Raw genomic sequence first — 23,377 nt, forward strand, 5'->3', positions numbered from 1 at the left:
CCCGTCCGGGACGCGATCCGAACGGACCGGCCGACCCGGATCAGGTCTTCTGGCGGAACTTGCGGACCGCGATCGGCATGCTGACCGCCGTGATGGCGACCGACCAGGCCAGGGTGATCCACACCGAGTTGCCGAGCGGGGTGCCGTTGATCAGGGCGCGGGCGGCATCGGCCAGGTTCGACAGCGGGTTGTAGTCCGTGAAGCTCTGCAGCCAGCCGGGCATCGTCGTCGGCGGGGCGAAGATCGAGCTGCCGAACTGCAGCGGCATGAGGACGATCATCGCCATGCCCTGCACCGCCTGGGCGGTGCTCAGGGTGAGACCGAGCAGGATGAAGATCCACATCAGCGAGGCGCCGAAGATGGCCGACAGGCCGATGGACAGGAACAGGTCCAGCACGGAGCCCTTGATCGACAGGCCGAGGATGAAGCCCATGCCGAGCAGGATCGCGATGGCGACCATCATCCGGCCGAGCTCGACCACGATCTTGGCGATCAGTACCGAGGAGCGGGCGATGGGCATGGACCGGAAGCGGTCCATCACGCCCTTCTTGAAGTCGTCGTTGACGCCGGTGCCGACGCCCATCGCGATGTTCATGCCCATCATGGCCATCAGGCCGGGGACCACGTAGTTGACGTACTCGCCCTGGTTGCCCTTGCCGGAGATCGCGCCGCCGAAGACGAACACGAACAGCAGCGTGAAGATGATCGGCATGAACAGGACGTCGAACATCGACTCGGGGTCCTGCTTGATCTGCAGCGCGTTGCGGCGCACCAGCGCGCCGATGTGGCGCAGGTTGGCCCGCAGGCCGATCCGGCCCTCGCCGGGCAGGGCCGCCGCGCCGGCCGCCGGGGCGGCCGCGGTGCCGGTGGGCTTCGTCGTGGTTGCCGTGCTCATGCCGCGACCTCCTCGGGAACGTCGGTGATGGTGGGCTTCTGGCCCGTGATGGACAGGAACACCTCGTCCAGGCTGGGCAGGTAGGTGCTGATGTCGGAGACCGCGTACCCGCGGGCGGCCAGCAGGCCGACCACCGCGGTCAGCTGCTCGTCGCTCAGGATCGGGACCAGCAGGGCGCCCTCGTCCGGGACGGCCTGCGAGCCAGCCACCCCGTCGAGCCCGGCCTCGGCCAGCGAACGGGCCATGCCCGGCAGGTCCGACGGGTCCACGGGACGGACCCGCAGGGTGCGGCCGCCGACCCGGGCCTTCAGCTCGTCGACCTTTCCGTTGGCGATGACCTTGCCGCGGTCGATGACCGTCAGCTCGCTCGCCAGCTGCTCGGCCTCCTCCATGTACTGGGTGGTGAGCAGCACCGTGGCGCCCTCGGCGACGAGCCGCTGCACCTCGTCCCACACCTCGTTGCGGGTGCGCGGGTCGAGACCGGTGGTCGGCTCGTCCAGGTAGAGGACGGCCGGGTTGCCGATCAGCGAGGCGGCCAGGTCGAGCCGGCGGCGCATGCCGCCGGAGTAGGTCATCGCGGCCTTCTTGGCGGCCTCGGTGAGCGAGAACCGCTCCAGCATCTCGTCGGCGCGGGCCCGGGCGTCCTTGCGGGACAGGTCCAGCAGCCGGCCGATCATGTAGAGGTTCTCCCAGCCGGAGAGCTTCTCGTCGACCGAGGCGTACTGGCCGGTGAGGCCTATGGTGCGGCGCAGCTGGCGCGGCTGGCGGACCACGTCGAAGCCGGCGACCGTCGCCGTCCCGGCGTCCGGGGTGATCAGGGTGGACAGGCAGCGGACCAGGGTGGTCTTGCCGGCGCCGTTCGGCCCGAGGACCCCGAGGACGGTGCCCTCGCGGACATCCAGGTCGACCCCGTCCAGCGCCTTGGTGTCGCCGTAGTGCTTGACCAGCCCCCGCACTTCGACGGCGTTGCGGTTCTTGTCGTTTCGCGTCATGTCCACCATGGGACCAGGCCCCACTGACAGACGACCGACAGACGACCGACAGGAAGCCGACAGCCCGCCGACGTCCTGTCGGCGGGCTGTCGGTATCGCTCACTGCATCAGTGGAAGGCGTGCTCGGCCTGCGGGAACGTTCCTCCGACCACGTCCTCGGCGAAGGCCTTCGCCGCGTCGTTCATGGTCTGGCGGAGGTTCGCGTACTGCTTGACGAACTTCGGCATCTTTCCGCCGGTCAGGCCCATCATGTCGGTCCACACCAGCACCTGCGCGTCGCACTCCGCGCCCGCGCCGATGCCGACCGTCGGGATGTGCAGGGACCGGGTGACCTCGGCGGCCAGCTCGGCCGGAACCAGCTCCAGCACCACCGCGAACGCTCCCGCGTCCTGCGCCGCCTTCGCGTCGCGCAGCAGCCGGTGCGCGGCCTCGTCGCCGCGGCCCTGGACCCGGTAGCCCATGGCGTTGACGGACTGCGGGGTCAGGCCCAGGTGGGACATGACGGGGATGCCGGCCTGCACGATCAGCTCGGTCTGGGCCAGCGAGCGCTCGCCGCCCTCCAGCTTCACCGCGCCCACCCCGGCCTCCTTCACGAGGCGGGTGGCGCTGCGCAGCGCCTGGACGGGGCCCTCCTGGTAGGAACCGAACGGCATGTCGCCGATGACCAGTGCCCGGCTCGTGCCGCGTACGACGGCCGCCGACAGCATGGTCATCTGGTCCATCGTCACCGGAACGGTGGTGTCGTAGCCGAGGTGGCAGTTGCCCATGGAGTCGCCGACGAGGATCACCGGGATCCCGGCCTCGTCGAAGACGGACGCGGTCATCGCGTCGTAGGCGGTGAGCATGGGCCACTTCTCGCCGCGTTCCTTGGCGAGGGTCAGGTCGCGGACGGTGATGCGCCGGGTGCCCGTGCCTCCGTACAGGGTGTGGGTGGCTGACGGAGATGCTGCTGCGGGTTCGCGGGCAGGCGAAACGGCATGCGTCATTGCAACTGCTCCTTGTGTCATCTCGAGGCGCCCTTACGGCGTCCCCGGACTCACCCACCATGGTGGCATCCGCGTGGCCAAAGGCGGAAGTGCTGCGGGGAGCGCGCCGGGCCCGGAGGATGCAATGTGCGCGTTTCGTGACAAGCCGAAGCAAGCGGAACCCCTGGCGCACGGCCGTTCGTCCTCCCGGACGTACGACCGCACCGGGCGGTCGTGACGTACGGCACGGAAGGCTCCGGTCATCGCCTAGGGTCAAGGGGCGGGGACGGAGCGCGAGCACGGCAGCGAGGGCAGTGGCATGGCACAGGCGTACATGACGGAGTCGGGGAACGGCGGCTCGGAGCCCGAGCCCTCCGCGTCCCGCTTCCGGCGCCGGCTGGCCGAACTGCGCAGAGACCCGGGAATCTGGCGGCGCGGGCTGGTGCTGGCGGCGCTCGCCGTGCTGGTCTGCCTGGTCATGGTCTTCCACGCGGAGCTGCCCAATGACGTGGGCAACCTCGGCAGCCTCACCGAGACCTTCCTGCCCTGGCTGGGCCTGGCCGTCCCGCTGCTGCTGGTCGGCGCCGTGCTGCGGAAGTCGGCGACCGCGCTGATCGCGATACTGCTGACGGCCGCGGTCTGGGCGAACCTCTTCGGGGGCCTGGTCACCGACAAGTCCGGCCCCGGCGGCAACCTCGTCGTCGCCACCCACAACGTCGACGCCGACAACGCCGACCCGCGCGGCACCGCCGCGTCGATCGCGAGGTCCGGGGCCGACGTCCTGGCCCTGACCGAGCTCAAGGGGAGCGTCGTCCCCGTCTACGAGCAGGCGCTGGAGGGCACGTACAAGTACCACTCCGTCGAGGGCACCGTCGGCGTGTGGAGCAAGTTCCCGCTGTCCTCGAGCCGACCCGTGGACATCAAGATGGGCTGGACCCGGGCCATGCGCACCACCGTGGACACCGCCCAGGGCCAGGTGGCCGTGTTCGTCGCCCACCTGCCCTCGGTCCGGGTCAAGCTGAAGGCCGGCTTCACCGCCAACCAGCGCGACAACAGCGCCGACGCGCTGGGCGCCGCGCTCGCCGCGGAACCGCTGAAGAAGGTCATCCTGCTCGGCGACCTCAACGGCACCATGAACGACCGCGCGCTGTCCGAGGTCACCTCGCAGATGCGCTCCACGCAGGGCGCGGTGGGCGACGGCTTCGGCTTCAGCTGGCCGGCCCAGTTCCCGATGGCCCGGATCGACCAGATCATGGTCCGCGGGATCGAACCGGAAGCCTCGTGGACCCTGCCGCGCACGGGCAGCGACCACCTCCCGATCGCGGCCCGGGTGACGGTCTAGGCACGAGGGGGCCCCGCCGCATCGGCGGCGGGGCCCCTTTTCGCACGAGCCGGGCGCGGCGGCTACGCGTGCTCGCGCCAGCCGTTCGTGATGGGCAGCCGGCGGTCCTTGCCGAAGCCCTTCGCGGAGATCTTCGTGCCCGGCGGGTACTGGCGGCGCTTGTACTCGGCCATGTCCACCATGCGTACGGTCTTCGCGACCAGCTCGCGGTCGAAGCCGGCCTCCACGATCGCCTCCAGGCCCTGGTCGCGGTCCACGTACAGGGCCAGGATCGCGTCGAGCACCGGGTAGTCCGGCAGCGAGTCCGTGTCCACCTGGCCGGGGCGCAGCTCGGCGCTCGGCGGCTTCACGATCGAGTTCTCGGGGATCGGCGGGGTCTCGCCGCGCTCGGCGGCGGCCCGGTTGCGGTACTGCGCGAGGCGGAAGACGTCCGTCTTGTAGACGTCCTTGATCGGGCCGTACGCGCCCACGGAGTCCCCGTAGAGGGTGGAGTAGCCCACGGCCAGCTCGGACTTGTTGCCCGGGGCCAGCACGATGTGGCCCTCCTGGTTGGAGACGGCCATCAGCATGGTGCCGCGCAGCCGGGACTGGAGGTTCTCCTCCGCCAGACCGGTCAGGCCCAGCGAGCCCATGTACGCGTCGAACATCGGCTCGATCGGCACGGTCCGGAAGTTCAGGCCGGTCCGCTCGGCCAGGTCCGCGGCGTCGCCCTTGGAGTGGTCCGAGGAGTATTTCGAGGGCATCGAGACGCCGTACACGTTCTGCGCGCCGATCGCGTCGCAGGCGATGGCGGCGACCAGTGCGGAGTCGATGCCTCCGGAGAGCCCGATCAGGACGGAGCGGAAGCCGTTCTTCTTCACGTACGCGCGCAGGCCCACGACCAGCGCGTCGTAGACCTCCTCGTCGTCGTCGAGCCGGTCGGCGTAACCGCCGGTGACGACCGCCTCGTACGGTTCCACGGGCTCCTCGGAGAGCACCACCCGGTCGATGCGCAGCCCGTCGTCCACCACGCCCTCGGGGGCGTCGGCCCGCGCCGCGGGCAGGTCGAGGTCGATCAGGACGCAGCCCTCGGAGAACTGCGGGGCACGGGCGATGACCTCGCCGTCGGCCCCGACGACGATCGAGTCGCCGTCGAAGACCAGCTCGTCCTGACCGCCGATCATGGCGAGGTAGGCGAGGGTGCAGCCGGCCTCCTGGGCGCGCTTGCGGACCAGTTCGAGGCGGACGTCGTCCTTGTTGCGCTCGTACGGGGAGGCGTTGATCGAGATCAGCAGTCCGGCCCCGGCGGAGCGGGTGGCGGGGACCCGGCCGCCCTCCTGCCAGAGGTCCTCGCAGATGGCCAGGGCCACGTCGACGCCGTGCACCCGGATCACCGGCTGGGTGTCGCCCGGCACGAAGTACCGGAACTCGTCGAACACGCCGTAGTTGGGGAGGTGGTGCTTGGCGAAGCGGAGGACGACCTCCCCGCGGTGCAGCACCGCGGCCGCGTTCTCCGGGGAACCGGCGGGCCGGCCGAGCCGGGGCGCGGCCTGCTCGGTGCGGTCGAGGTAGCCGACGACGACGGGGAGCTCGCCGAGGCCCTCGTCCGCGAGCCGCCCCGCCAGGTCGCGCAGGGCGGCGCGGGAGGCCTCGACGAAGGACCCGCGCAGGGCGAGGTCCTCGACGGGGTACCCGGTCAGCACCATCTCCGGGAACGCCACCAGGTGGGCGCCCTGCTCGGCGGAGTGCCGGGTCCAGTGGACGACCGAGTCGGCGTTGGCGGTGATGTTGCCGACGTGCGAGTCGATCTGATTCAGAGCGAGACGAAGTTGAGGCACGGGAGCCAGTCTAATCGTCTTTCTGACGCGATGTCCTGGATCCCGCTCGTTCAGCCGATCGGACCGGCGTACTTCACGTCGTCGAGGAGGACGCCGGCAGAGATGTCCGCGGTGATGCTCTTGGTGCCCTCGGGCACCTCGAAGGCCACGATCCCGCTGGCGGACTCGCCCGGCATGATGGAACCCCTGATCATCTTCGGTACGCCGCCGGCGCTGTCGAAGACCGTTTCCGCGGTCATGCCCTTGTCGTCACGGACGTTGGGCATGGCGTAGATGACCTCGTGAGGGGTGCTCGAGCCGTTGGTGATGGTGACGGTGACCTGGATCGCGTTCTTGATCCGCTCGCGGGCGATGACGCCCTTCGGCTTGTACTCCGTCGGCGCCGAGAGGCTCACCTTCAGGCCGTTGGGGTACGTGAAGGTCTCGCCGAAGGGCAGCGCGCTGGTCAGGCCGGGGACCTGGGACGGGGTGGGCGACTTCGACGGCGGCGTCGACGGCCACTTCGAGGGCGGCTTCGAGGGCGACGGCTCGATCTCGCCGAACAGCCGCTCCTTCCTGCGTTGTTCGACGCCCTCGGCGACGACGGTGGTGATGAACACGCCGCCCACGGAGGCGGCGAGCGCGAGCCCGCCGAGGACGGTCCCGACGATGGAAAGCGTCTTGTTCGGGGCGCCGTTGGAGGAGCGGACGATGGCGCCGATGCCGAGGCCGATCGCGGTCAGGGCGAGGACGCCGCCGATCCAGAAGAAGAAGGGGACGAGGCCGATCAGGATGCCGATGCCGCCGACGACCGCCGCGGCGACGGCGAGGCCGTTGGTGGTCGGGGCGGGCGGCGCGTACATGGGGTAGGCGGCGCCGGGGTGCGGCTGGGCCCAGGGGTTGCCGGGGAAGGGGGTGCCGGGGGCGCCGGGGGCCGTGGGGTTCACGGGGTTCGTGGGGGCGCCGAATCCGGGACCGGTGTGGTGAGTTGCGGGGGCCGGCGGCGCGGGCGGGGTGACCGGGGCGAACGACGAGGCGGCGGGGGCGGGTGCCGGGGCTTCCGGGGCCGGGGCCGGCGCGGCCGGGTCCGAGGCCGGTGGGGTCGGGGTCTTCTCCAGCGACGGCGGCTGCTGGGGCGCCGGGGCCGGGGCCGGGGCCGAGGCCGGGGTCGGGGTCCCCTCGGGTATGGGCGTACCGGCCGGCTCGGTCGGCGTGTGGGACGGGTTCGGCGGGGTGCTCATACGGGGGAGACGCGTCCTTCTGGGTCGTCGCGCTGTTCGTGCGCTGCGGTGATCGCCCCAAGCCTGCCATGCCGCCGCCCCGACCCACGCGGCGATTTACGGTCGCTCGTAGCCGAGCACCGTCATCATCCCGGACTCCGAGTGGTACACGTTGTGGCAGTGCAGCATCCACAGGCCGGGGTTGTCGGCGTCGAAGTCCACCGAGAGCCGCCCGCCCGGCAGAACGACCGACGTGTCCTTGCGGGCGCCCGTGCCGCCGTTCAGCGCGAAGGTGTGCCCGTGCAGGTGGACCGGGTGCCACATCGGCGTCGAGTTCCTGAACTCCAGCCGGACCCGCTCGCCCGCCTTCACCGGATGCCGCTGGTCGGGCGTGTACGGGGCGCCGTCGAACGCCCAGTTGTAGCGGGCCATCGTGCCGGTCAGCCGGAGCGAGAGCGTACGGTCCGGCGTGCGCGCCGGCAGGGCCGCCGACTCGGCTGCCTTGAGCTGGTCCGCCATCAGCGGGCGGGTGTCCAGTTCGGCCGGCCTGGTCGCCGCGGTGGGCGCCGTCCCCGAGCCCGTGCGCAGCACGGCGAGCGCCGACTGGCCCTTGCCTTCGGCCAGCGCGGTGAGCGGGAACACCCCGTCCTGCGCGGTGACCAGGACGTCGTACCGCTCGCCCATGCCGAGGAGCAGGCAGCCGGTCCTGGCCTGCTCCACGGGGAAGCCGTCGGTGTGGGTGACCGTCAGTTCGTGGCCGCCGAGGGCGATGCGGAACGGGGTGTCCCCGCCCGCGTTGATGATGCGCAGCCGGATCCGGTCGCCGGGCTTGGCCTCGAAGACCGACGGGGCGTCCGCCGCCCTGCCGTTGATCAGGTAGTAGGGGTACGCGACGTCGCCGACGTCCTTGCCGAGGACGTCGCTCTCCCCGGCCATCCGGACGCGGGAGGGGCCGGTGCCGCTCGGTGAGGCGGTGGGCCGGGCGGTGGGCGCCGTGCCGTGGCCGGCGTGGCCCGCGGCGGCCTGGCCGTTGGTGCCGCGCAGTTCGGCGAGCACGGCGTCCGGGGTGGAGCCGTCCACTCCGTCGAGCCAGTCGTCGAGGACCACCACCCACTCCTTGTCGTACGAGAGGGGCTCCTTCGGGTCCTCGATGATCAGCGGCGCGTACAGCCCGCGGTCCTGCTGGACCCCGGTGTGCGGGTGGAACCAGTACGTCCCCGGGTGCGTGACGGCGAACTCGTACTGGAAGGAGCCGCCCGGGGCGATGTCCCGCTGGGTCAGCCCGGGGACCCCGTCCATGTCGTTGCGCAGAGCCAGGCCGTGCCAGTGCAGGGAGGTGGCCTCGGGGAGGTTGTTGGCCAGGGTCAGGGAGAGCGTGCCGCCCGCGGTGGCCCGTACCTCCTGCCCCGGGAGCCTGTCCCCGTACGCCCAGGAGCGGAAGACGCGGCCGCCGCCGAGGTCCAGCGGGGTGGCGGTGGCGGTGACCTTGACCTCGGTGAGCGGTCCGGTGGCCTTGCGGGCGGCCTCGGCGGCCTGCACTTCGGGCCCGGCCGGGTCCACGTAGTCGCCGGGGGCGGCGGCCTGGGCGGCGGCGCCGGGGCCTGCGGCGCCGGGGCCCGCGGCGGTGTGGGCGCAGGCGGCGAGCAGACCCGAGCCGGCGAGGGCCGCGGAGGCTCCGAGGACGGCGCGGCGGGAGGGGAGGGAGCGCACGGAAGTACCTCGTGGTGTCGTGAGGGGGGGAAGGGCGGACGCCGTCGGCCGCCGCCCCTGGGCGGGCGCGCGTGTGTGGGCGTGCGGGTGTGCGCGCGTGCGGGCATGCCGGGGCGGCGGCGGGGCCCGGTCCTATACGTGCAGGACGCCCGGCCGGTGGGGGAGTGCGCGGGGCGCGGGCGGGGCGGGGCCGCCGCCGGACCGGCCCGGTATGCGGCCCGCGCCCCCGAGCGGCGCGGTACCGCGGGAGCCGGCCGGTCCGGCCCCGGGGGGCAGCACGACGAGCCCGGTCAGCACGGCGAGGCAGAGGGACCAGGGGTCCGTGCCGGTGCCTGTGCCTGTGCCGGTGCCCGGCAGCGGGGCGGCCGGGGCAACGGTGTGGACGGCGGGTGCGTCTTCCGAGGCATGGGACTCAGTCGGACGGCCCAGCAGGAGCGCGGCGAGCAGCGGCAGCGGCCGGGGCCACGGGGCGGCTCGCTGGGCTCTGCTCGTCATGTGCGGGACCCTACCCCGGGCGGGTATCCGATCGTCGGATCAACCGCCGGGTCTGCATAGGATTAGTCACACTATGTCCCCTAATGGCCCCTCCCTGCGTCCCTCCCGGCGCGCTGCGCCGCACTCCTCGTCGCGCCCCGCATCCCGCGCGGCCCTGCCGGTCGCCGTGCTGATCGGGCTCGGCGCCGCCGCCTACACCGCGTGGGTGCTCGAAGTCGTCCTCTCCACGGGCCTCAACCCCATCGAGACGTACGTGAGCGAGCTCGCCGCCCAGGACCAGCCGCTCGGCGGCCTCTTCCGGGCCACCGACTTCTGCGCCGGCCTGCTCGCCTTCGCGGGCGGGCTGCTCGCACTGTGCGGGCTGCTGCGCCACGCCGAGTCCCGGCGCCCGTGGGCCGTCGCCGGCTGGGCCGGGGTCACCCTCTTCGGGGCGGCCACCGCCGCCGACGCCTGGCTGCCGCTGAGCTGTACGCCCACCGTGGACCCGGTGTGCGCCGCCCGGGAGACCGCCGGCCTCGTCCCCGCCACCCATCAGGCGCACGCCGTCAGCAGCAGCCTCGCGATGACCGGCGCCCTCGTCGGGATCGTGGCCCTCACGGTCGCCGCCCGGCGGTACGGGAGGCTCGCCCCGCTGGCCCGCTGCGGACCGGTGCTCGTCGTCCTGGAACTGCTCGCCACCGCGTGGACCCTGACGGCCATAGCGCTGTTCACCGCGGGGCGCGGTACCTGGGCGCTGGGTGCCGGGCAGCGGCTGCAGGTGCTGCTCGTGGCGCTCTGGCTGGGGCTGCTCGCGTACTCCGTGTACAAGGAGCGCCGTACGTGAGGGGCGCGGGCCGGTTCGTTCGGGTGGACGGGGTCCCGCTGCACGTGGTGGTCGAGGGGCGGGGGCCGGTGTGCGTGCTCAGCGCCGGGCTGGCCATGGCCTGGTTCGACTGGGACGCGGTGGCCGCGCTGCTCGTCGCGGCGGGCCGTACCGTCGTGCGCTTCGACCGCCCGGGGCACGGGCTCAGCGGGCCGGCCGCCGAGCCGCCGACGGCCGCGGGGGAGGCCCGGCGGATCGCGGGGCTGCTGGATGCGCTGGGGCTGCCCGGGGACCTGCCCGGGGGGCGGGACGAGGCGGGCCGCGTCACGGTCGTCGGGCATTCCATCGCCGGGTTTCACGCCGAGGCGTTTGCCCGGTTGTACCCCGAGCGGACGGCGGGCGTGGTGCTGGTCGACTCGAGTGTCGAGGAGGCTCCGCGGGCGCTGCTGCCCGTCGGGGTGCGGACGGGGCTCGCGCGGGGGGTCGGGCGGGCCGTGAGTGCTGTCGGGCTGCCCGCCGCGTTCGGGCCGCTCGCGCGGCGGGTCACCGTGCGGGCGTCGCGGACCGGCGGGTCCGATCCGGCCGCGCGTGATCTCGTACGCCGCGTATATCGCACTGGCCGCGTCTGGCGGGGGGCGCTGCTGGAGAACGCCCGTTATGTGGATGTGGCTGGTGAGGTGCTGGCCCTGCGCGATGTCCGGCCGCTCACCGCGTCCGCGACCGTCCTGGCGGGCCACTGCGGCTCGGACCTGCGCTGGCTCGCCCGCCAGGCGGAGCTGGCCGACCGGCTCGGGGCCCGCTTCGAGGTGGCCGGGCCCGCGGGCCACCTGGTCATGCTGGACCGCCCGGACCAGGTGGCCCGGGCGGTCCTCGACGCGGATCAGCTGCGGGTGTAGACCGCCTCCGCCCAGCCGGCTATCTGCTCCTCCGAGAGGTGCTTGGCCAGGTCCGCCTCGCTGATCATGCCGACCAGCTTCTTGTTCCTGATCACCGGGAGCCGGCGGATCTGGTGGCTCTGCATCTCCTCGAGCACCTCGGAGACGTCCGCGTTCGCGTCGATCCAGCGCGGGGTGCCCTGGGCCATGTCGCCGGCCGTGACCTTCGCGGGGTTGTGCCCCTTGGCCACACAGCCGACCACGATGTCGCGGTCGGTCAGGATGCCGCAGAGCCGTTCCGTCTTGTCGCTGATGGGCAGCGCGCCCACATTGAGGCGGGCCATCAGCTGAGCGGCCTGGTCCAGGGTCGCGGTGGCGGGGATCCACTGGGCCCCGGCGTGCATGATCTCTCCGGCGGTGGTCATCGCGTAAACCTCCAAAGCGCCGAGTGCGGCGGGGCGCGGATGCTCCCGCCGCGGCGTCCCCATCGTCATTCGGCCGTTCGGCCCACGCGACCCGACAGGGGGGAGCACACGCCCATACGGGTGACGGGACGCCTCCCACCACCGTACGGGCGTGTCCCGTCACCCGCGCGGCGCGGCCCCGCGCTTGGCCAGCATGTCCGCCATGAGGGTGATCTCCGACTGCTGCGCGTCGACCATGCCCTGGGCGAGTGCCCGCTCCACGGGAGTCGTGCACAGCTTGGCGCAGCCCTCGGCCATCGCGACGCCGCCCTTGTGGTGGTCGGTCATCAGCTGGAGGTAGAGCACCTCGGCGTCCCGGCCCTCGGCGGCGCCGAGCCGCAGGACCTCCTCCTTGGTGGCCATGCCGGGCATGAGGGCCCCGCCGGGCTGGGCGGCCCCGTGCCCGGCGTGCCCGCCGCCGTGCCCGTCGCCGTGTCCCATCCAGGCCATGGGGGGCTCGTCGGCCATGACCTTCGGCAGCCCCCACAGGTCCAGCCAGCCGTGCAGCATGCCCCGCTGGTTCGCCTGGGTGTTGGCGATGTCGTACGCGAGGCTGCGTACGGCCTCGTCCTGGGTGCGGTCGCGCACGATGAAGGACATCTCCACCGCCTGCTGGTGATGCACCGCCATGTCCCGGGCGAAGCCCGCGTCGGCGGACCGCGGCCCGGGCACGGCCGGAGCGCCGGCCCGGTCGCCGTCGTCGCCGTTCGCGGCGGCGGCCATCGTGGCCACGGCCGCGAACAGCAGCGCCAGCAGGACGGCCGTGCCCGAGACCCAGTACGTACGGGGCGTACGGCTCACTTGGTCAGGCCGTTCGTGCAGGCGGCGCCGGGCTCGGGGGTCTGCTCGCCCTGCACGTACTTGGTGAAGAACTGCGCGACCCGGGGGTCGTCCGCCGACTGCACCGTCAGCTGCTTGCCCCAGGCGCTGAGCGTGATCGCCCCGGCCTGCTCCTTGACCGGGCTCATCAGCGTGTACGGGGTCTTCTCCACCCGCGCGGTCAGCTTCTCGAGATCGGCCGGGGCGGCCTTCTCGTTGTACGTCACCCAGACCGCGCCGTGCTCCAGCGAGTGCACGGCGTTCACCTCGGGGACCGCGCTCTTGTAGACGTCGCCGTTGCAGTTCATCCAGCGGGGGTGGTGGTCACCGCCGACCGGCGGGTTCGTCTCGTACTTCACCGGGGTCTCGACGTGGTTGCGGCCCAGCGTCTTCGCGTCGGCGACCGTCTCGCCCTCGATGGGCTGCTTGCGGAGCTCCTGCTGCTCCTTGAGGAGCTTCTCCGCGGCCTGCTGCTTGCGCTTCTCGGTCTGCTTCTGGTCGATCAGCACCCAGGCGCCGAAGCCGACGAGGCCGGCGACGATGGCCGTGGAGAGGGTGATCGTGATGGCCTTCACGCGCCGCTCGCGCGCCTTCTCGGCCCTGCGCATCTCGGCTATCCGCGCCTGGCGGGACTGCGGGTCGGTGCTGTTGGTGGTCCTGCTGGACATGTGCCCTGGTTCCTTTGGCTGAGGGGGGTGGATGGAGCGGCGAAACCGGACCCGTCAGGTCCGCAGCACCTGGAGCACATGCAGGTCGGGAGCCCGTGCGAGCGGCTCGGGCGGCCGCGTCGACCCCGCCCCGCAGGCCCGGGCGGGAGCCGGCGGCTCACCGCCGGCCGGTACCGCGGTGGGCGGCGGCGCGGGGAGCACGCCCGGCATCGCGTGCGCGAGGGGGGAGCAGCCGGGCAGGTCGTACGGCGACACGCAGACGGCGTGCGCCCGCGCCTCGACCACGCGGTCGGTCCCACCGGGCCGCGCACAGAGGAACAGCACCGCCAGCAGCGCCCCGACCAGACCCCAGAAAGCCGTCAGACGGACGGCACGCCGGAGCGGCGGACGTCCTTGCCGCCCCCGCTGCGTGTACTGCCGGCCCCCCATGGGCGCAGATGGTAATGCTCATGACGGGCCGGAGGTCAGTGCGGGGGTGCCATGAGCTTTCCGGGGTGCGTAATGTGGCGGAAACCACCGCTGGCGATACTGGGCCGGCCAGACTGTGGCCCGCCCCTCGGGGAGGTGGTGCACAGGCCGTCTGAACTGCGAGGATGAAGGCATGGACAAGCAGCAGGAATTCGTCCTCCGGACGCTTGAGGAGCGCGACATCCGCTTCGTGCGCCTGTGGTTCACCGACGTACTGGGCTTCCTCAAGTCCGTCGCGGTCGCCCCCGCCGAGCTGGAGCAGGCCTTCGACGAGGGGATCGGCTTCGACGGCTCCGCGATCGAGGGCTTCGCGCGGGTCTACGAGTCCGACATGATCGCCAAGCCGGACCCGAGCACCTTCCAGATACTGCCGTGGCGCGCGGAGGCCCCCGGGACCGCCCGGATGTTCTGCGACATCCTGATGCCGGACGGCTCCCCGTCCTTCGCGGACCCGCGCTTCGTCCTCAAGCGCATCCTGGCCAAGACCTCCGACCTGGGCTTCACCTTCTACACCCACCCGGAGATCGAGTTCTTCCTGCTGAAGGACAAGCCGCTGGACGGCACCCGCCCGGTCCCGGCGGACAACTCGGGCTATTTCGACCACACTCCGCAGAACGTGGGCATGGACTTCCGCCGCCAGGCGATCACGATGCTCGAATCCATGGGCATCTCGGTGGAGTTCAGCCACCACGAGGGCGCCCCCGGCCAGCAGGAGATCGACCTCCGCTACGCCGACGCGCTGTCCACGGCCGACAACATCATGACCTTCCGCCTGGTCATGAAGCAGGTCGCCCTCGAACAGGGCGTCCAGGCCACCTTCATGCCGAAGCCGTTCTCCGAGTACCCCGGCTCGGGCATGCACACCCACCTCTCCCTCTTCGAGGGCGACCGCAACGCCTTCTACGAGTCGGGCGCCGAGTACCAGCTCTCGAAGGTCGGCCGCTCCTTCATCGCGGGCCTCCTCAAGCACGCCGCCGAAACCGCGGCGGTCACCAACCAGTGGGTCAACTCCTACAAGCGCATCTGGGGCGGCTCCTCCCGCACCGCCGGCTCCGGCGGCGAGGCCCCCTCGTACATCTGCTGGGGCCACAACAACCGCTCGGCCCTGATCCGCGTCCCGATGTACAAGCCGGGCAAGACGGGCTCCTCCCGCGTCGAGGTCCGCTCGATCGACTCGGGCGCCAACCCCTACCTCACGTACGCCGTCCTCCTGGCGGCCGGCCTCAAGGGCATCGAGGAGGGCTACGAACTCCCGGCGGGCGCCGACGACGACGTCTGGGCCCTCTCCGACGCGGAACGCCGCGCGATGGGCATCGAGCCCCTCCCGCAGAACCTGGGCGAGGCCATCGCCCTGATGGAACGCAGCGAACTGGTCGCCGAAACCCTCGGCGAGCACGTCTTCGACTTCTTCCTGCGCAACAAGAAGCAGGAGTGGGAGGAATACCGCTCGGAGGTCACCGCCTTCGAGCTGCGCAAGAACCTCCCGGTGCTGTAGCCGCGGTTCGGCGGTGCGAACGCGAAGGGGCCGGCGGTCATCGACCGTCGGCCCCTTCGCGTCGTGCGGGTCTCAGCGGACCGCGCGGTGCCAGACGGGGGTGGCCGGGGGGCGGGGGGTGGTGGTGATGTGGAGTTGGGCGTCGAGGCCCAGGACCGCCGTCGTGGTGCCCGAGAGTTCGAGGACCGCGCCCGGGGCGCCCGCATAGAGCATCGCGGATTCCGTCCAGGCCGGCGGGCCGCCGAGGCCCGTGGTGCTGATCGTGCCGGTGTCCGCGCGGCCCGAGACGAGGCGGCCCGCGACGCCGACCGCGCCGTAGCCGGCCCGGCCGCCGGCCTCCGTGACGCTGGAGACCTGGGGCTTGCCGGGGCCCGCCGTGACCAGGGCCGTGCGGACGACCCCCGAGTCGGGGCGGCGGAAGTACAGGCGGACGCCCGCGCCGTCCGGGGTCGCCGTCAGGGGGACCGTCGTGGCGGGCAGGGCCGTCTCGAAGGGGCCCTGCAGCGGGGCGCCCGGGGTGGGCTGGGTCCAGGCCAGGACCGACTTCGTGGTGGTGGCGTACACGTGGCGCCGCCCGGCGGAGTCGACGGCCGTCACCGGGTCGCTCTGCAGGTCCTCGCCGCCCAGCCGGTGCCAGGCCGAGAAGCCGCCGTCCGGCTGCTGGGTGGTGGCGCGCAGGGTGCGGCGGGAGTCGCGGAGGTAGACGGTGACGCGGCCGTCCGCGTCCACGCCGGCCGAGGGGGAGCTGATCGCCGAGGTGCCCTCCTCGTCGGCCCCCTCGGGGGTGCCGAGCGACTGCCAGGGCCCGAACGGGCCGTCGGGCGCGGACTGGACGGCGTACACGACCTCGCGCCGGTACTCGACGGGTACGGGGCCGAGGGTGGTGCGGGTGGCCAGGACGGCGACGCGGCCGTCGGGGAGGCGGGCGGTGCTCGCGCCCGGGTCGATGCCCGTGCCGGGGAGGAGTGCCGGGCCGGCCCAGGTGCCGCCGGGGGCCCGGGTCCAGTACGCGGTCTGCCCGTCGAGGGTGGCGAACGCCCAGAGCCGCCCGGGCGTGCCCTCCGTCATCCAGGAGGTGAGGTCGCCGCGGCTGTAGCGCAGCGACTGCGCCCAGTTCTTGCCGGTCGGATTGCCCGCGACCTTCCGGTCGCCGCAGCCGGAGGGGCTGCCGCAGTAGTTCTCGCCGTCGTGCCAGGCGTAGGTCTTCAGGAAGCCGGTCTTGGTCTCGGCGGTCTGCGGGTCCAGCGCGTGCGGGAGGGTGCCGTTGTGGTAGCCGAGGTAGTTCTGCACGGAGAAGTGCGGACGGTCCGTGACGCGCTCGGCGTAGGCGGCGGCGCCGGCCTGCGCGAAGCGGGCGGCGTACATGTGGTCCTGGTGGTCGGTGTACCTGCCGGTGTCCCCGTACCGGCCGGGCGTCGGGTCCTGCATGCGTATCGTCGTCGGCCGGTACCGCTCCAGGACCCCGGATATCGTCTGTATCAGCTGGTCCTTGGTGTACGTGAACTGCTGCTTGACCGGGGTTGCGGAGGTCAGCTGGGACGCCAGCGCCGGTATCCGCCCGTTCCACAGGCCGCGCAGGCTGTCGGGGTTGTCCCCGCCGGTGCTGCGGGCCTCGCGCAGCTGCAGCCAGACCAGGTTGACGTGGGGCTTCGCGATGAGGACGTCGAGCTCGGCCTGTCCGCCGCCGGCCGTGGGTATGACCGTACGGCGCCACGCGCTGGTGCGGTCGCCGGTGGCCATCTGCGCGTAGGCGGAGCGTATGCCGTTCTGCCGGGCCTCCGCGTAGTGGGCGCGGTCCGAGGGCTGGTCCGGGTCCTTGGCGGCGCCGCCGTTGGCGCGGTTCACGCCGTCGGCCTCGCCGGAGGTCAGGTAGGCGGTGGTGACCGGGGTGCCGGACATCAGCGAGCGGCTGAGGTCGGGGTTCATGAAGAAGAGGTCGTCGTCGGGGTGGGCGACGACCTGGACGACCGATCCGGCGGTGACGCTCGCGGGCAGCACGGCGGCCGGACCCTCGGTCCGGGTGACCTCGGCGGAGGTCTGCTGGGCGGAGGCCACGGCGAGCACGCCGGTGGTGCCCGCGGTGAGCACCGTGAGCAGGGCCGCGAAGCGGCGGCGGGTGATGGGCATCGGTCACGCCTTGGGGGTCGTTCCGGGCGGGAAAAACCGCTGAGCAGTCAGAGAGAGGCCAAATCGGGGAACTTGGTTCACCGGTTTCGCCGATGACTGCCACTTTCCGAAAGAGACCGGAAGTGATTGTGCCCTGTGGAGTTTTTGGTACCTATATGTGCCCGAGATGTGGACGGAGTTGTTCCGCCCCATGGACCAATCAGCCGCCTGGAATGGGGTGTTGGGTGACTTATCGTAGAGAATGCGGCTTATGCCCCTAAAGGGCGGTTTTACGAGGGGGTCCTCACGGCGCCGCGTTGCGCGGGCCCACCGGCAGCCACGGCGCCAGCCGCGCGCCCGGAGCGTCCGGCGAGGAGGTCACGTACAGGCGCGCGTCGAGCCCGACCACGGCCAGGTTGACCATGCCCTTCCCGGTCATCGTGGAGGACGGGGCGCCCACGAACATCAGCGGCGAACGCTCCCACGGCCGGCCCCACCCGACGTCCGAGCCCAGCTGCCCGCCCGCCGAGCGGCCCGCCAGCACGTGCCCGCTCGCCGTCACCGAGCCGAAGCCCTGGAGGCCGCCGAGGTCCGTGAGGTTGTTCACTTTCAGCCCGCCGTCGCCGGTGACGAGGGCGGTGCGGACATTGCCCGATCCGGGCTTGCGGAACCACAGCCGCACCCCGCCCTCGCGGCCCGCCGCCGTCAGCGGGAGCGTGGTGTCCGGCAGCCCGGTGGCGGTCGCCGGGCCCAGCGGGGCGCCCGGCTCCGGCTGCACCCAGCCCAGCACCGTCTTGGAGGTCGCGGAGAACACCATGCGCCGCCCGGCGCCGTCGGTCGCGGTCGCCGGGGTGCCGTGCAGGTCGGTGCCGCCGTACCTCTCCCACGGGCCCCAGCCGCCGTCCGCGCGCTGCACCCTGCCGCGCAGCGTGTACGAGCCGTCGCGGACGTACGCGGCCAGCTGCCCGGTGCCGTCGACCGAGACGGCGGGGGCGCTGATGTCGGAGGTCCACGTCTCGTCGGCGGTCTCCGGCGTGCCCAGCGACTGCCACGCCCCGAACTCCTCCGAGCCGGGCTGCTTCTGGACGGCGTACACGACCTCGCGCGTGTAGTCCGCGGGCTTCGCCCCGAAGGAGGTGCGGGTGCCGAAGGCGGCTATCCGGCCGTCCCGGAGGGTGACGGTGGACACGCCCGGGTCCATCCCGGTGCCCGGCAGCAGGGTGGGCCCGGTCCAGCGGCCGACGAGACCCGCGCGGTGCCAGACGGCGACCTGGCCGTCGAGCACCTTGAAGGCCCACAGCCCGTGGTCCTCGTCGGAGGCCAGCCAGGAGGTGCTGTTGCCGCGGGCGTAGTTGACGGTCTCCGTCCACCGGTTGCCCCCGGGGTGGTCGGCGACCTTGAGGTCGCCGCAGCCGGCGGCGCTGCCGCAGTGGTTCTGCCGGTCGAGCCAGGCGTACGTGTCCAGGATGTCCAGTTTCGCCTTGGCCTCGTCGGGGTCCAGGGCGCTGGGGAGGGAGCCGTTGAAGTAGCCGATGTAGTTCTGCAGCGCGAAGTGCGGGCGGTCCTTGACGTCCTTCGCGTACGCGGCGGTGGCCAGCTGCACGAAGCGGGCGCCGTAGAAGTGGTCCTGGTGGTCGGTGTACCGCTTGGTGTCGGGGTAGCGGCCGGGGGTCGGGTCCTGCATCCGTATCGTCGTCGGCTTGTACTGCTCCAGTACCCCGACAAGGGCCTGGACGACCTGCTCCTTCGTGTACGTGAACCGCTGCTTGACCGGGGTGCCGGAGGCGAGCATCGACTCCAGGCGGGGGACCCTGCCGTCCCACAGGCCGTGGAGGCTGTCGGGGACGTCCATGTAGACGTTCCCGGCCTCGCGCATCTGCAGCCAGACGAGGTTGACCTCGGGCTTGGCGACGAGGACGTCGACCTCGGCGTGCCCGCCGCCCTTGGTGGGCACGACGGTGCGCTTCCAGGCGCTGGAGCGGTCGCCGGTGGCCATCCGGGCGTAGGCGGCGCGTATGCCGTTCTGGCGGGCCTCGGCGTAGGCGGGCTTGTCGGGCCGGGTGCTCTTCTCGTTGGCGGCGCCGGCGTTGATGCCGTCGGCTTCGCCGGAGGTGAGGTAGACCGTGGTCACAGGGTGGCCGGCGGCTATGGAATAGCGCAGGTCCGGGTTCATGAAGTAGAGGTCGTCATCGGGATGCGCGACGATCTGCAGCACCCGCCCGGGGTCGGGCGCGTCGGCCGCGGCCGCGGGGGCGGAGGCCTGGCTGTCGGGGCCGACGGGGTGGTCGAGCCGGTCGAGGGCGTCGTTGCCGCGCAGCACGAGCATGCTCCCGGCGACGGTGGCGGCGAGGAACGCGACCCCCTTGACGAGCCCGGACCAGTGGTGACGCGGCTGCCGCCGCCCGCGGTTGCCGTCACCGTTCCCGCGGCCCCCACGGGAACCGCCGCGCCCGTGACCGCCGCCGTCCCGGCCCCCGTGGGAGCCAGCCGGTTCCGACGGGGTCGGGTGTGTGCCGGGGCGCCCCCGCAGGGCGCCGGACGCAACCCCTGCCCGGCCCTCCGACCCCTGGAAACGTCCGGCGTCCGAGGAGGTGCCCCGGCGTGCGCCCGGCCCCGGCGGAACCACCCCGACCCCGGCCCCGCCCGCGCTCCCACGCCGACGCCTGCCGCGCCCGCCGGCCTGAGCCTGGTCGTACGAGGACTCGCCCTCGCGCCCGGCCGCCCCGGCGCCGCGACGCCCACCCGGCGCGGCGGGCCCGGCGCCCGCGGAGCCCTTGGCCCGCCTGCGGCGGCCGCGCCCGGCGGCCGGGCGCGCGTCCCCGGCCCGTTCCCGGGCCCCGGCCCGCTCCACGGCCCCGGCCCGCTCCGGGCCCGTGGCGTCCGGTTCCCCGGCTCCGCCGGAGCGGCGGCGCCGGCGCCCGGTGCCGGGCTGGGTGAGAGGTCCGCCACGCCGACGGGTGGTCCGGGCGCCGTCGGGGCGCGCCGGGCCCGTGGCGTCCTGCCGGGCGGCGTCGGGCATGGGGGCTCCTCCTGGCCGGATGGCGGGGAGCTGGCCCCATGTAGCCATAAACATTCGGATAATCCGATAAGTCGACCCATGATACGTCCTCGATCATCCCGTGCCTCGAACGCAGCTCCGGCTAGGCTCGCCCCAGGCAGACGGCGGCCGGCCGACCGGCAGTAGACCGCGACAGCAGGCGGCGCCAGCCGACCGGCAGCGACGATCCAGGAGGCGGCGGGATGACGGTCCCGGGACGCAGGAGCAGCACCTTCATCCAACTGCTCCGCAGCGGGTTCACCGACCCCCAGACCGCCGCCCGGCTGCTGGAGAACGACGCGCTGGCCTCCGTACGCACCGATCCGGTGCTCCTCGACGCCCTCGGCGCGACCGCGGACCCCGACCTCGCGCTCCTCGGGCTCGTACGGCTCGCCGAGGCGCAGACCCCGGACGAGCGGCCCCTGCTCCTCGACACCCTCGTCGCCGCGAAACCCCTGCGCGACCGCCTCCTCGGCGTACTCGGCGCCTCCGAGGCGCTCGGCGACCACCTCGCCCGCCACCCCCGGGACTGGCAGGCCCTGGTCACCTACGAGGCGGCCGACCTGCACCCCGGGCTCGCCGACTTCGAACGCGGGCTGGCCGACGCCCACGACCCCGTCGCCCTGCGCGTCGCCTACCGCCGCTGCCTGCTCTCCATCGCCGCCCGCGACGTCTGCGGCACCATCGACGTCGCCCAGACCGCCGCCGAGCTCGCCGACCTCGCCACCGCCACCCTCCGCGCGGCCCTGCGCATCGCGAGCGCCGCCGCGCCCGACGACGCCGCCCAGTGCCGCCTCGCCGTCATCGCGATGGGCAAGTGCGGCGGCAACGAGCTCAACTACGTCTCCGACGTCGACGTCATCTTCGTCGGGGACGCCCCCAACGCCACCAACGGAGCCGACGAGGCCAAGGCCCTCCAGGCCGCCACCCGCCTCGCCTCCCACCTCATGCGGATCTGCTCCGAGACCACCGTCGAGGGCACCATCTGGCCCGTCGACGCCAACCTCCGCCCCGAGGGCCGCAACGGCCCCCTCGTCCGCACCCTCGCCTCCCACCTGGCCTACTACCAGCGCTGGGCCAAGACCTGGGAGTTCCAGGCCCTCCTCAAGGCCCGTGCCGTCGCCGGCGACCCCGACCTCGGCGCCCAGTACATCGAGGCCATAAGCCCGCTCGTGTGGCAGGCCGCCGAACGCGAGAACTTCGTCGCCGACGTGCAGAAGATGCGCCGCCGCGTCGTCGACAACATCCCCGCCGCCCAGGTCGACCGCGAACTCAAACTCGGCCCCGGCGGCCTGCGCGACGTCGAGTTCGCCGTCCAGCTCCTCCAGCTCGTGCACGGCCGCCACGACGCCACCCTGCACTCCGGCACCACCCTCGACGCCCTCCACGCCCTCGCCGCCGGCGGCTACGTCGGCCGCACCGACGCCGCCCAGCTGCACGACGCGTACCGCTTCCTGCGCGCCATGGAGCACCACATCCAGCTCTACCGGCTGCGCCGCACGCACCTCGTCCCCGAGGACGAGAACGACCTGCGCCGCCTCGGCCGCTCGCTCGGCCTGCGCACCGAACCCGTCGCCGAGCTCAACAAGGCCTGGCGACGGCACGCCTCCGTGGTCCGGCGCCTGCACGAGAAGCTCTTCTACCGGCCGCTGCTCGACGCCGTCGCCCAGCTCGCCCCCGGCGAGACCCGGCTCTCCCCGCGCGCCGCCGGCCAGCGCCTCGAAGCCCTCGGATACGCCGACCCGGCCGCCGCCCTGCGCCACCTCGAAGCCCTCGCCTCCGGCGTCACCCGCAAGGCCGCCATCCAGCGCACCCTGCTGCCCGTCCTCCTCGGCTGGTTCGCCGACTCCGCCGACCCGGACGCCGGACTGCTCGGCTTCCGCAAGGTCTCCGACGCCCTCGGCAAGACCCCCTGGTACCTGCGGCTCCTGCGCGACGAGGGCGCCGCCGCCGAGAACCTCGCCCGCGTGCTGTCCGCCGGACGCCTCGCCCCCGACCTGCTGATGCGCGCCCCCGAAGCCGTCGCCCTGCTCGGCGACCCCGAAGGCCTCCTGCCCCGTACCCGCGAGGCCCTCGAACAGGAGGTCATGGCCGCCGTGGGCCGCGCGGACAGCGCCGAGGCCGGCGTCACCGCCGTGCGCGGGGTCCGCCGCCGCGAGCTCTTCCGCACCGCCGCCGCCGACATCATCGGCTCGTACGGTACGGAGGACAGCCCGGCGGAAGAGGACCACGGAGCCCTCGTCGACCGGGTCGGCGGAGCCGTCTCCGACCTCACCGCCGCCACCATCGCCGGCGCCCTGCGCGCCGCCGTCCAGGACCACTGGGGCGACACCCTGCCCACCCGCTTCGCGGTCATCGGCGTCGGCCGCTTCGGCGGGCACGAACTGGGCTACGGCTCCGACGCCGACGTCCTCTTCGTCCACGAGCCCCGCGAGGGCGTCGACGAACAGGAGGCCGCCAAGGCCGCCCAGACCGTCATCGCCGAAATGCGCAGGCTCCTCCAGCTCCCCACCGCCGACCCGCCGCTGCTCATCGACGCCGACCTGCGCCCCGAGGGCCGCTCCGGCCCCCTGGTCCGCACGCTCTCCTCCTACGCCGCCTACTACCGCCGCTGGTCCCTCACCTGGGAGAGCCAGGCCCTGCTGCGCGCCGAACCGGTGGCCGGCGACGCCGACCTGGGCAGCCGCTTCATCGACCTCATCGACCCGCTGCGCTACCCGATGGAGGGCCTCGGCGAGGACGCGGTCCGCGAGATCCGCCGCCTCAAGGCCCGCATGGAATCCGAACGCCTGCCGCGCGGCGCCGACCCGACGCTCCACACCAAACTCGGCCGCGGCGGCCTCAGCGACGTCGAGTGGACCGTCCAGCTCCTCCAGATGCGGCACGCCTGGGCCGAACCGGGCCTGCGCACCACCCGCACCCGCCAGGCCCTGGCCGCCGCCCACGCGGCCGGCCTGATCCCGACCGAGGAGGCCCAGATCCTCGACGAGGCCTGGGTCCTGGCCACCCGCGTCCGCAACGCGGTCATGCTGGTCCGCGGCCGCGCCGGGGACACGTTCCCCTCCGAAGCCCGGGAACTGGCGGCGGTGGGCCGCTACCTCGGCTACGCGGAGGGCACGGTCGGCGAGATGCTGGACGACTACCGCCGCATCACGCGCCGCGCCCGCGCGGTGGTGGACGAGCTGTTCTACGGGGCGTAGCCCCCGCCCGTGGCGGGCTCTCGCTTTA

At 73.0% G+C, this 23,377-nt stretch carries 18 protein-coding genes; 5 read left to right on the plus strand and 13 right to left on the minus strand.

The features are described from left to right. Positions 1-40 precede the first annotated feature (40 nt). The 3 genes from AB0O21_RS08625 to panB all read right to left on the minus strand — a co-directional run bounded on the left by AB0O21_RS08625 (position 41) and on the right by panB (position 2,873). The gene (locus AB0O21_RS08625; RefSeq protein WP_365167928.1) at positions 41-895 is read right to left on the minus strand and encodes an ABC transporter permease; all 855 of its coding nucleotides are present in this window, start codon (positions 893-895) and stop codon (positions 41-43) included. Then, a complete protein-coding gene (locus AB0O21_RS08630) occupies positions 892-1,896 on the minus strand; it encodes an ATP-binding cassette domain-containing protein (protein ID WP_365167931.1) in 1,005 nt (334 codons plus the stop codon). Before AB0O21_RS08630 ends, AB0O21_RS08625 begins: the two co-directional genes overlap by 4 nt. Before the next feature lie 98 nt (positions 1,897-1,994). Further along, positions 1,995-2,873, minus strand: a complete 879-nt coding sequence (gene panB, locus AB0O21_RS08635) for a 3-methyl-2-oxobutanoate hydroxymethyltransferase (RefSeq protein ID WP_365167933.1) — start codon at positions 2,871-2,873, stop codon at positions 1,995-1,997. Positions 2,874-3,171: 298 nt separating this feature from the next. On the opposite strand from panB, the gene AB0O21_RS08640 reads away from it, so the two are divergent. After that, positions 3,172-4,194 carry an endonuclease/exonuclease/phosphatase family protein gene (locus AB0O21_RS08640; RefSeq protein WP_365167936.1) on the plus strand — a complete coding sequence of 341 codons (1,023 nt, stop codon included), beginning with the start codon at positions 3,172-3,174 and terminating at the stop codon, positions 4,192-4,194. Between the two features lie 62 nt (positions 4,195-4,256). Here AB0O21_RS08640 and AB0O21_RS08645 read toward each other — a convergent pair whose 3' ends face one another. The 4 genes from AB0O21_RS08645 to AB0O21_RS08660 form a co-directional block, all read right to left on the minus strand. Continuing rightward, complete coding sequence (locus AB0O21_RS08645) at positions 4,257-6,011, minus strand: NAD+ synthase (RefSeq protein WP_365167939.1); 1,755 nt, start codon at positions 6,009-6,011, stop codon at positions 4,257-4,259. 50 nt (positions 6,012-6,061) lie between these two features. Continuing rightward, positions 6,062-7,231 carry a DUF4352 domain-containing protein gene (locus tag AB0O21_RS08650; protein ID WP_365167941.1) on the minus strand — a complete coding sequence of 390 codons (1,170 nt, stop codon included), beginning with the start codon at positions 7,229-7,231 and terminating at the stop codon, positions 6,062-6,064. A 96-nt stretch (positions 7,232-7,327) separates the two neighbouring features. Beyond that, on the minus strand, positions 7,328-8,920 hold the full coding sequence (locus AB0O21_RS08655) for a multicopper oxidase family protein (RefSeq protein WP_365167944.1): 1,593 nt from the start codon (positions 8,918-8,920) through the stop codon (positions 7,328-7,330). A gap of 132 nt (positions 8,921-9,052) precedes the next feature. Beyond that, on the minus strand, positions 9,053-9,415 hold the full coding sequence (locus AB0O21_RS08660; protein WP_365167946.1) for a hypothetical protein: 363 nt from the start codon (positions 9,413-9,415) through the stop codon (positions 9,053-9,055). Positions 9,416-9,488: 73 nt separating this feature from the next. Here AB0O21_RS08660 and AB0O21_RS08665 point away from each other — a divergent pair, with 73 nt between their 5' ends. Further along, a complete protein-coding gene (locus AB0O21_RS08665; protein WP_365167948.1) occupies positions 9,489-10,238 on the plus strand; it encodes a DUF998 domain-containing protein in 750 nt (249 codons plus the stop codon). Then, a complete protein-coding gene (locus tag AB0O21_RS08670) occupies positions 10,235-11,113 on the plus strand; it encodes an alpha/beta hydrolase (protein ID WP_365167951.1) in 879 nt (292 codons plus the stop codon). The genes AB0O21_RS08665 and AB0O21_RS08670 overlap by 4 nt, the downstream gene beginning before the upstream one ends. Here AB0O21_RS08670 and AB0O21_RS08675 read toward each other — a convergent pair. The 4 genes from AB0O21_RS08675 to AB0O21_RS08690 form a co-directional block, all read right to left on the minus strand. Then, positions 11,098-11,517 carry a CBS domain-containing protein gene (locus tag AB0O21_RS08675; RefSeq protein WP_365167953.1) on the minus strand — a complete coding sequence of 140 codons (420 nt, stop codon included), beginning with the start codon at positions 11,515-11,517 and terminating at the stop codon, positions 11,098-11,100. The genes AB0O21_RS08670 and AB0O21_RS08675 overlap by 16 nt on opposite strands. A 159-nt stretch (positions 11,518-11,676) precedes the next feature. Further along, positions 11,677-12,279, minus strand: coding sequence for a DUF305 domain-containing protein (locus AB0O21_RS08680; protein WP_365168304.1), 603 nt, complete (start codon positions 12,277-12,279; stop codon positions 11,677-11,679). A 74-nt stretch (positions 12,280-12,353) separates the two neighbouring features. After that, complete coding sequence (locus tag AB0O21_RS08685; protein WP_365167955.1) at positions 12,354-13,043, minus strand: DUF3105 domain-containing protein; 690 nt, start codon at positions 13,041-13,043, stop codon at positions 12,354-12,356. A 54-nt stretch (positions 13,044-13,097) separates the two neighbouring features. Next, positions 13,098-13,472, minus strand: a complete 375-nt coding sequence (locus tag AB0O21_RS08690) for a hypothetical protein (protein WP_365167957.1) — start codon at positions 13,470-13,472, stop codon at positions 13,098-13,100. A 172-nt stretch (positions 13,473-13,644) separates the two neighbouring features. On the opposite strand from AB0O21_RS08690, the gene AB0O21_RS08695 reads away from it, so the two are divergent. Then, the gene (locus tag AB0O21_RS08695) at positions 13,645-15,006 is read left to right on the plus strand and encodes a glutamine synthetase family protein (protein ID WP_365167959.1); all 1,362 of its coding nucleotides are present in this window, start codon (positions 13,645-13,647) and stop codon (positions 15,004-15,006) included. A 72-nt stretch (positions 15,007-15,078) separates the two neighbouring features. Here AB0O21_RS08695 and AB0O21_RS08700 read toward each other — a convergent pair whose 3' ends face one another. Both AB0O21_RS08700 and AB0O21_RS08705 read right to left on the minus strand, forming a co-directional pair. Further along, the gene (locus AB0O21_RS08700; RefSeq protein WP_365167961.1) at positions 15,079-17,133 is read right to left on the minus strand and encodes a PIG-L family deacetylase; all 2,055 of its coding nucleotides are present in this window, start codon (positions 17,131-17,133) and stop codon (positions 15,079-15,081) included. A 283-nt stretch (positions 17,134-17,416) separates the two neighbouring features. Further along, on the minus strand, positions 17,417-20,131 hold the full coding sequence (locus tag AB0O21_RS08705; RefSeq protein ID WP_365167964.1) for a PIG-L family deacetylase: 2,715 nt from the start codon (positions 20,129-20,131) through the stop codon (positions 17,417-17,419). A gap of 221 nt (positions 20,132-20,352) precedes the next feature. On the opposite strand from AB0O21_RS08705, the gene AB0O21_RS08710 reads away from it, so the two are divergent. After that, a complete protein-coding gene (locus AB0O21_RS08710; protein ID WP_365167967.1) occupies positions 20,353-23,349 on the plus strand; it encodes a bifunctional [glutamine synthetase] adenylyltransferase/[glutamine synthetase]-adenylyl-L-tyrosine phosphorylase in 2,997 nt (998 codons plus the stop codon). The last annotated feature ends 28 nt before the right edge of the window (positions 23,350-23,377 follow it).

The sequence above is a fragment of the Streptomyces sp. NPDC091371 genome, assembly GCF_040684275.1.
Taxonomy (GTDB): Bacteria; Actinomycetota; Actinomycetes; order Streptomycetales; family Streptomycetaceae; genus Streptomyces.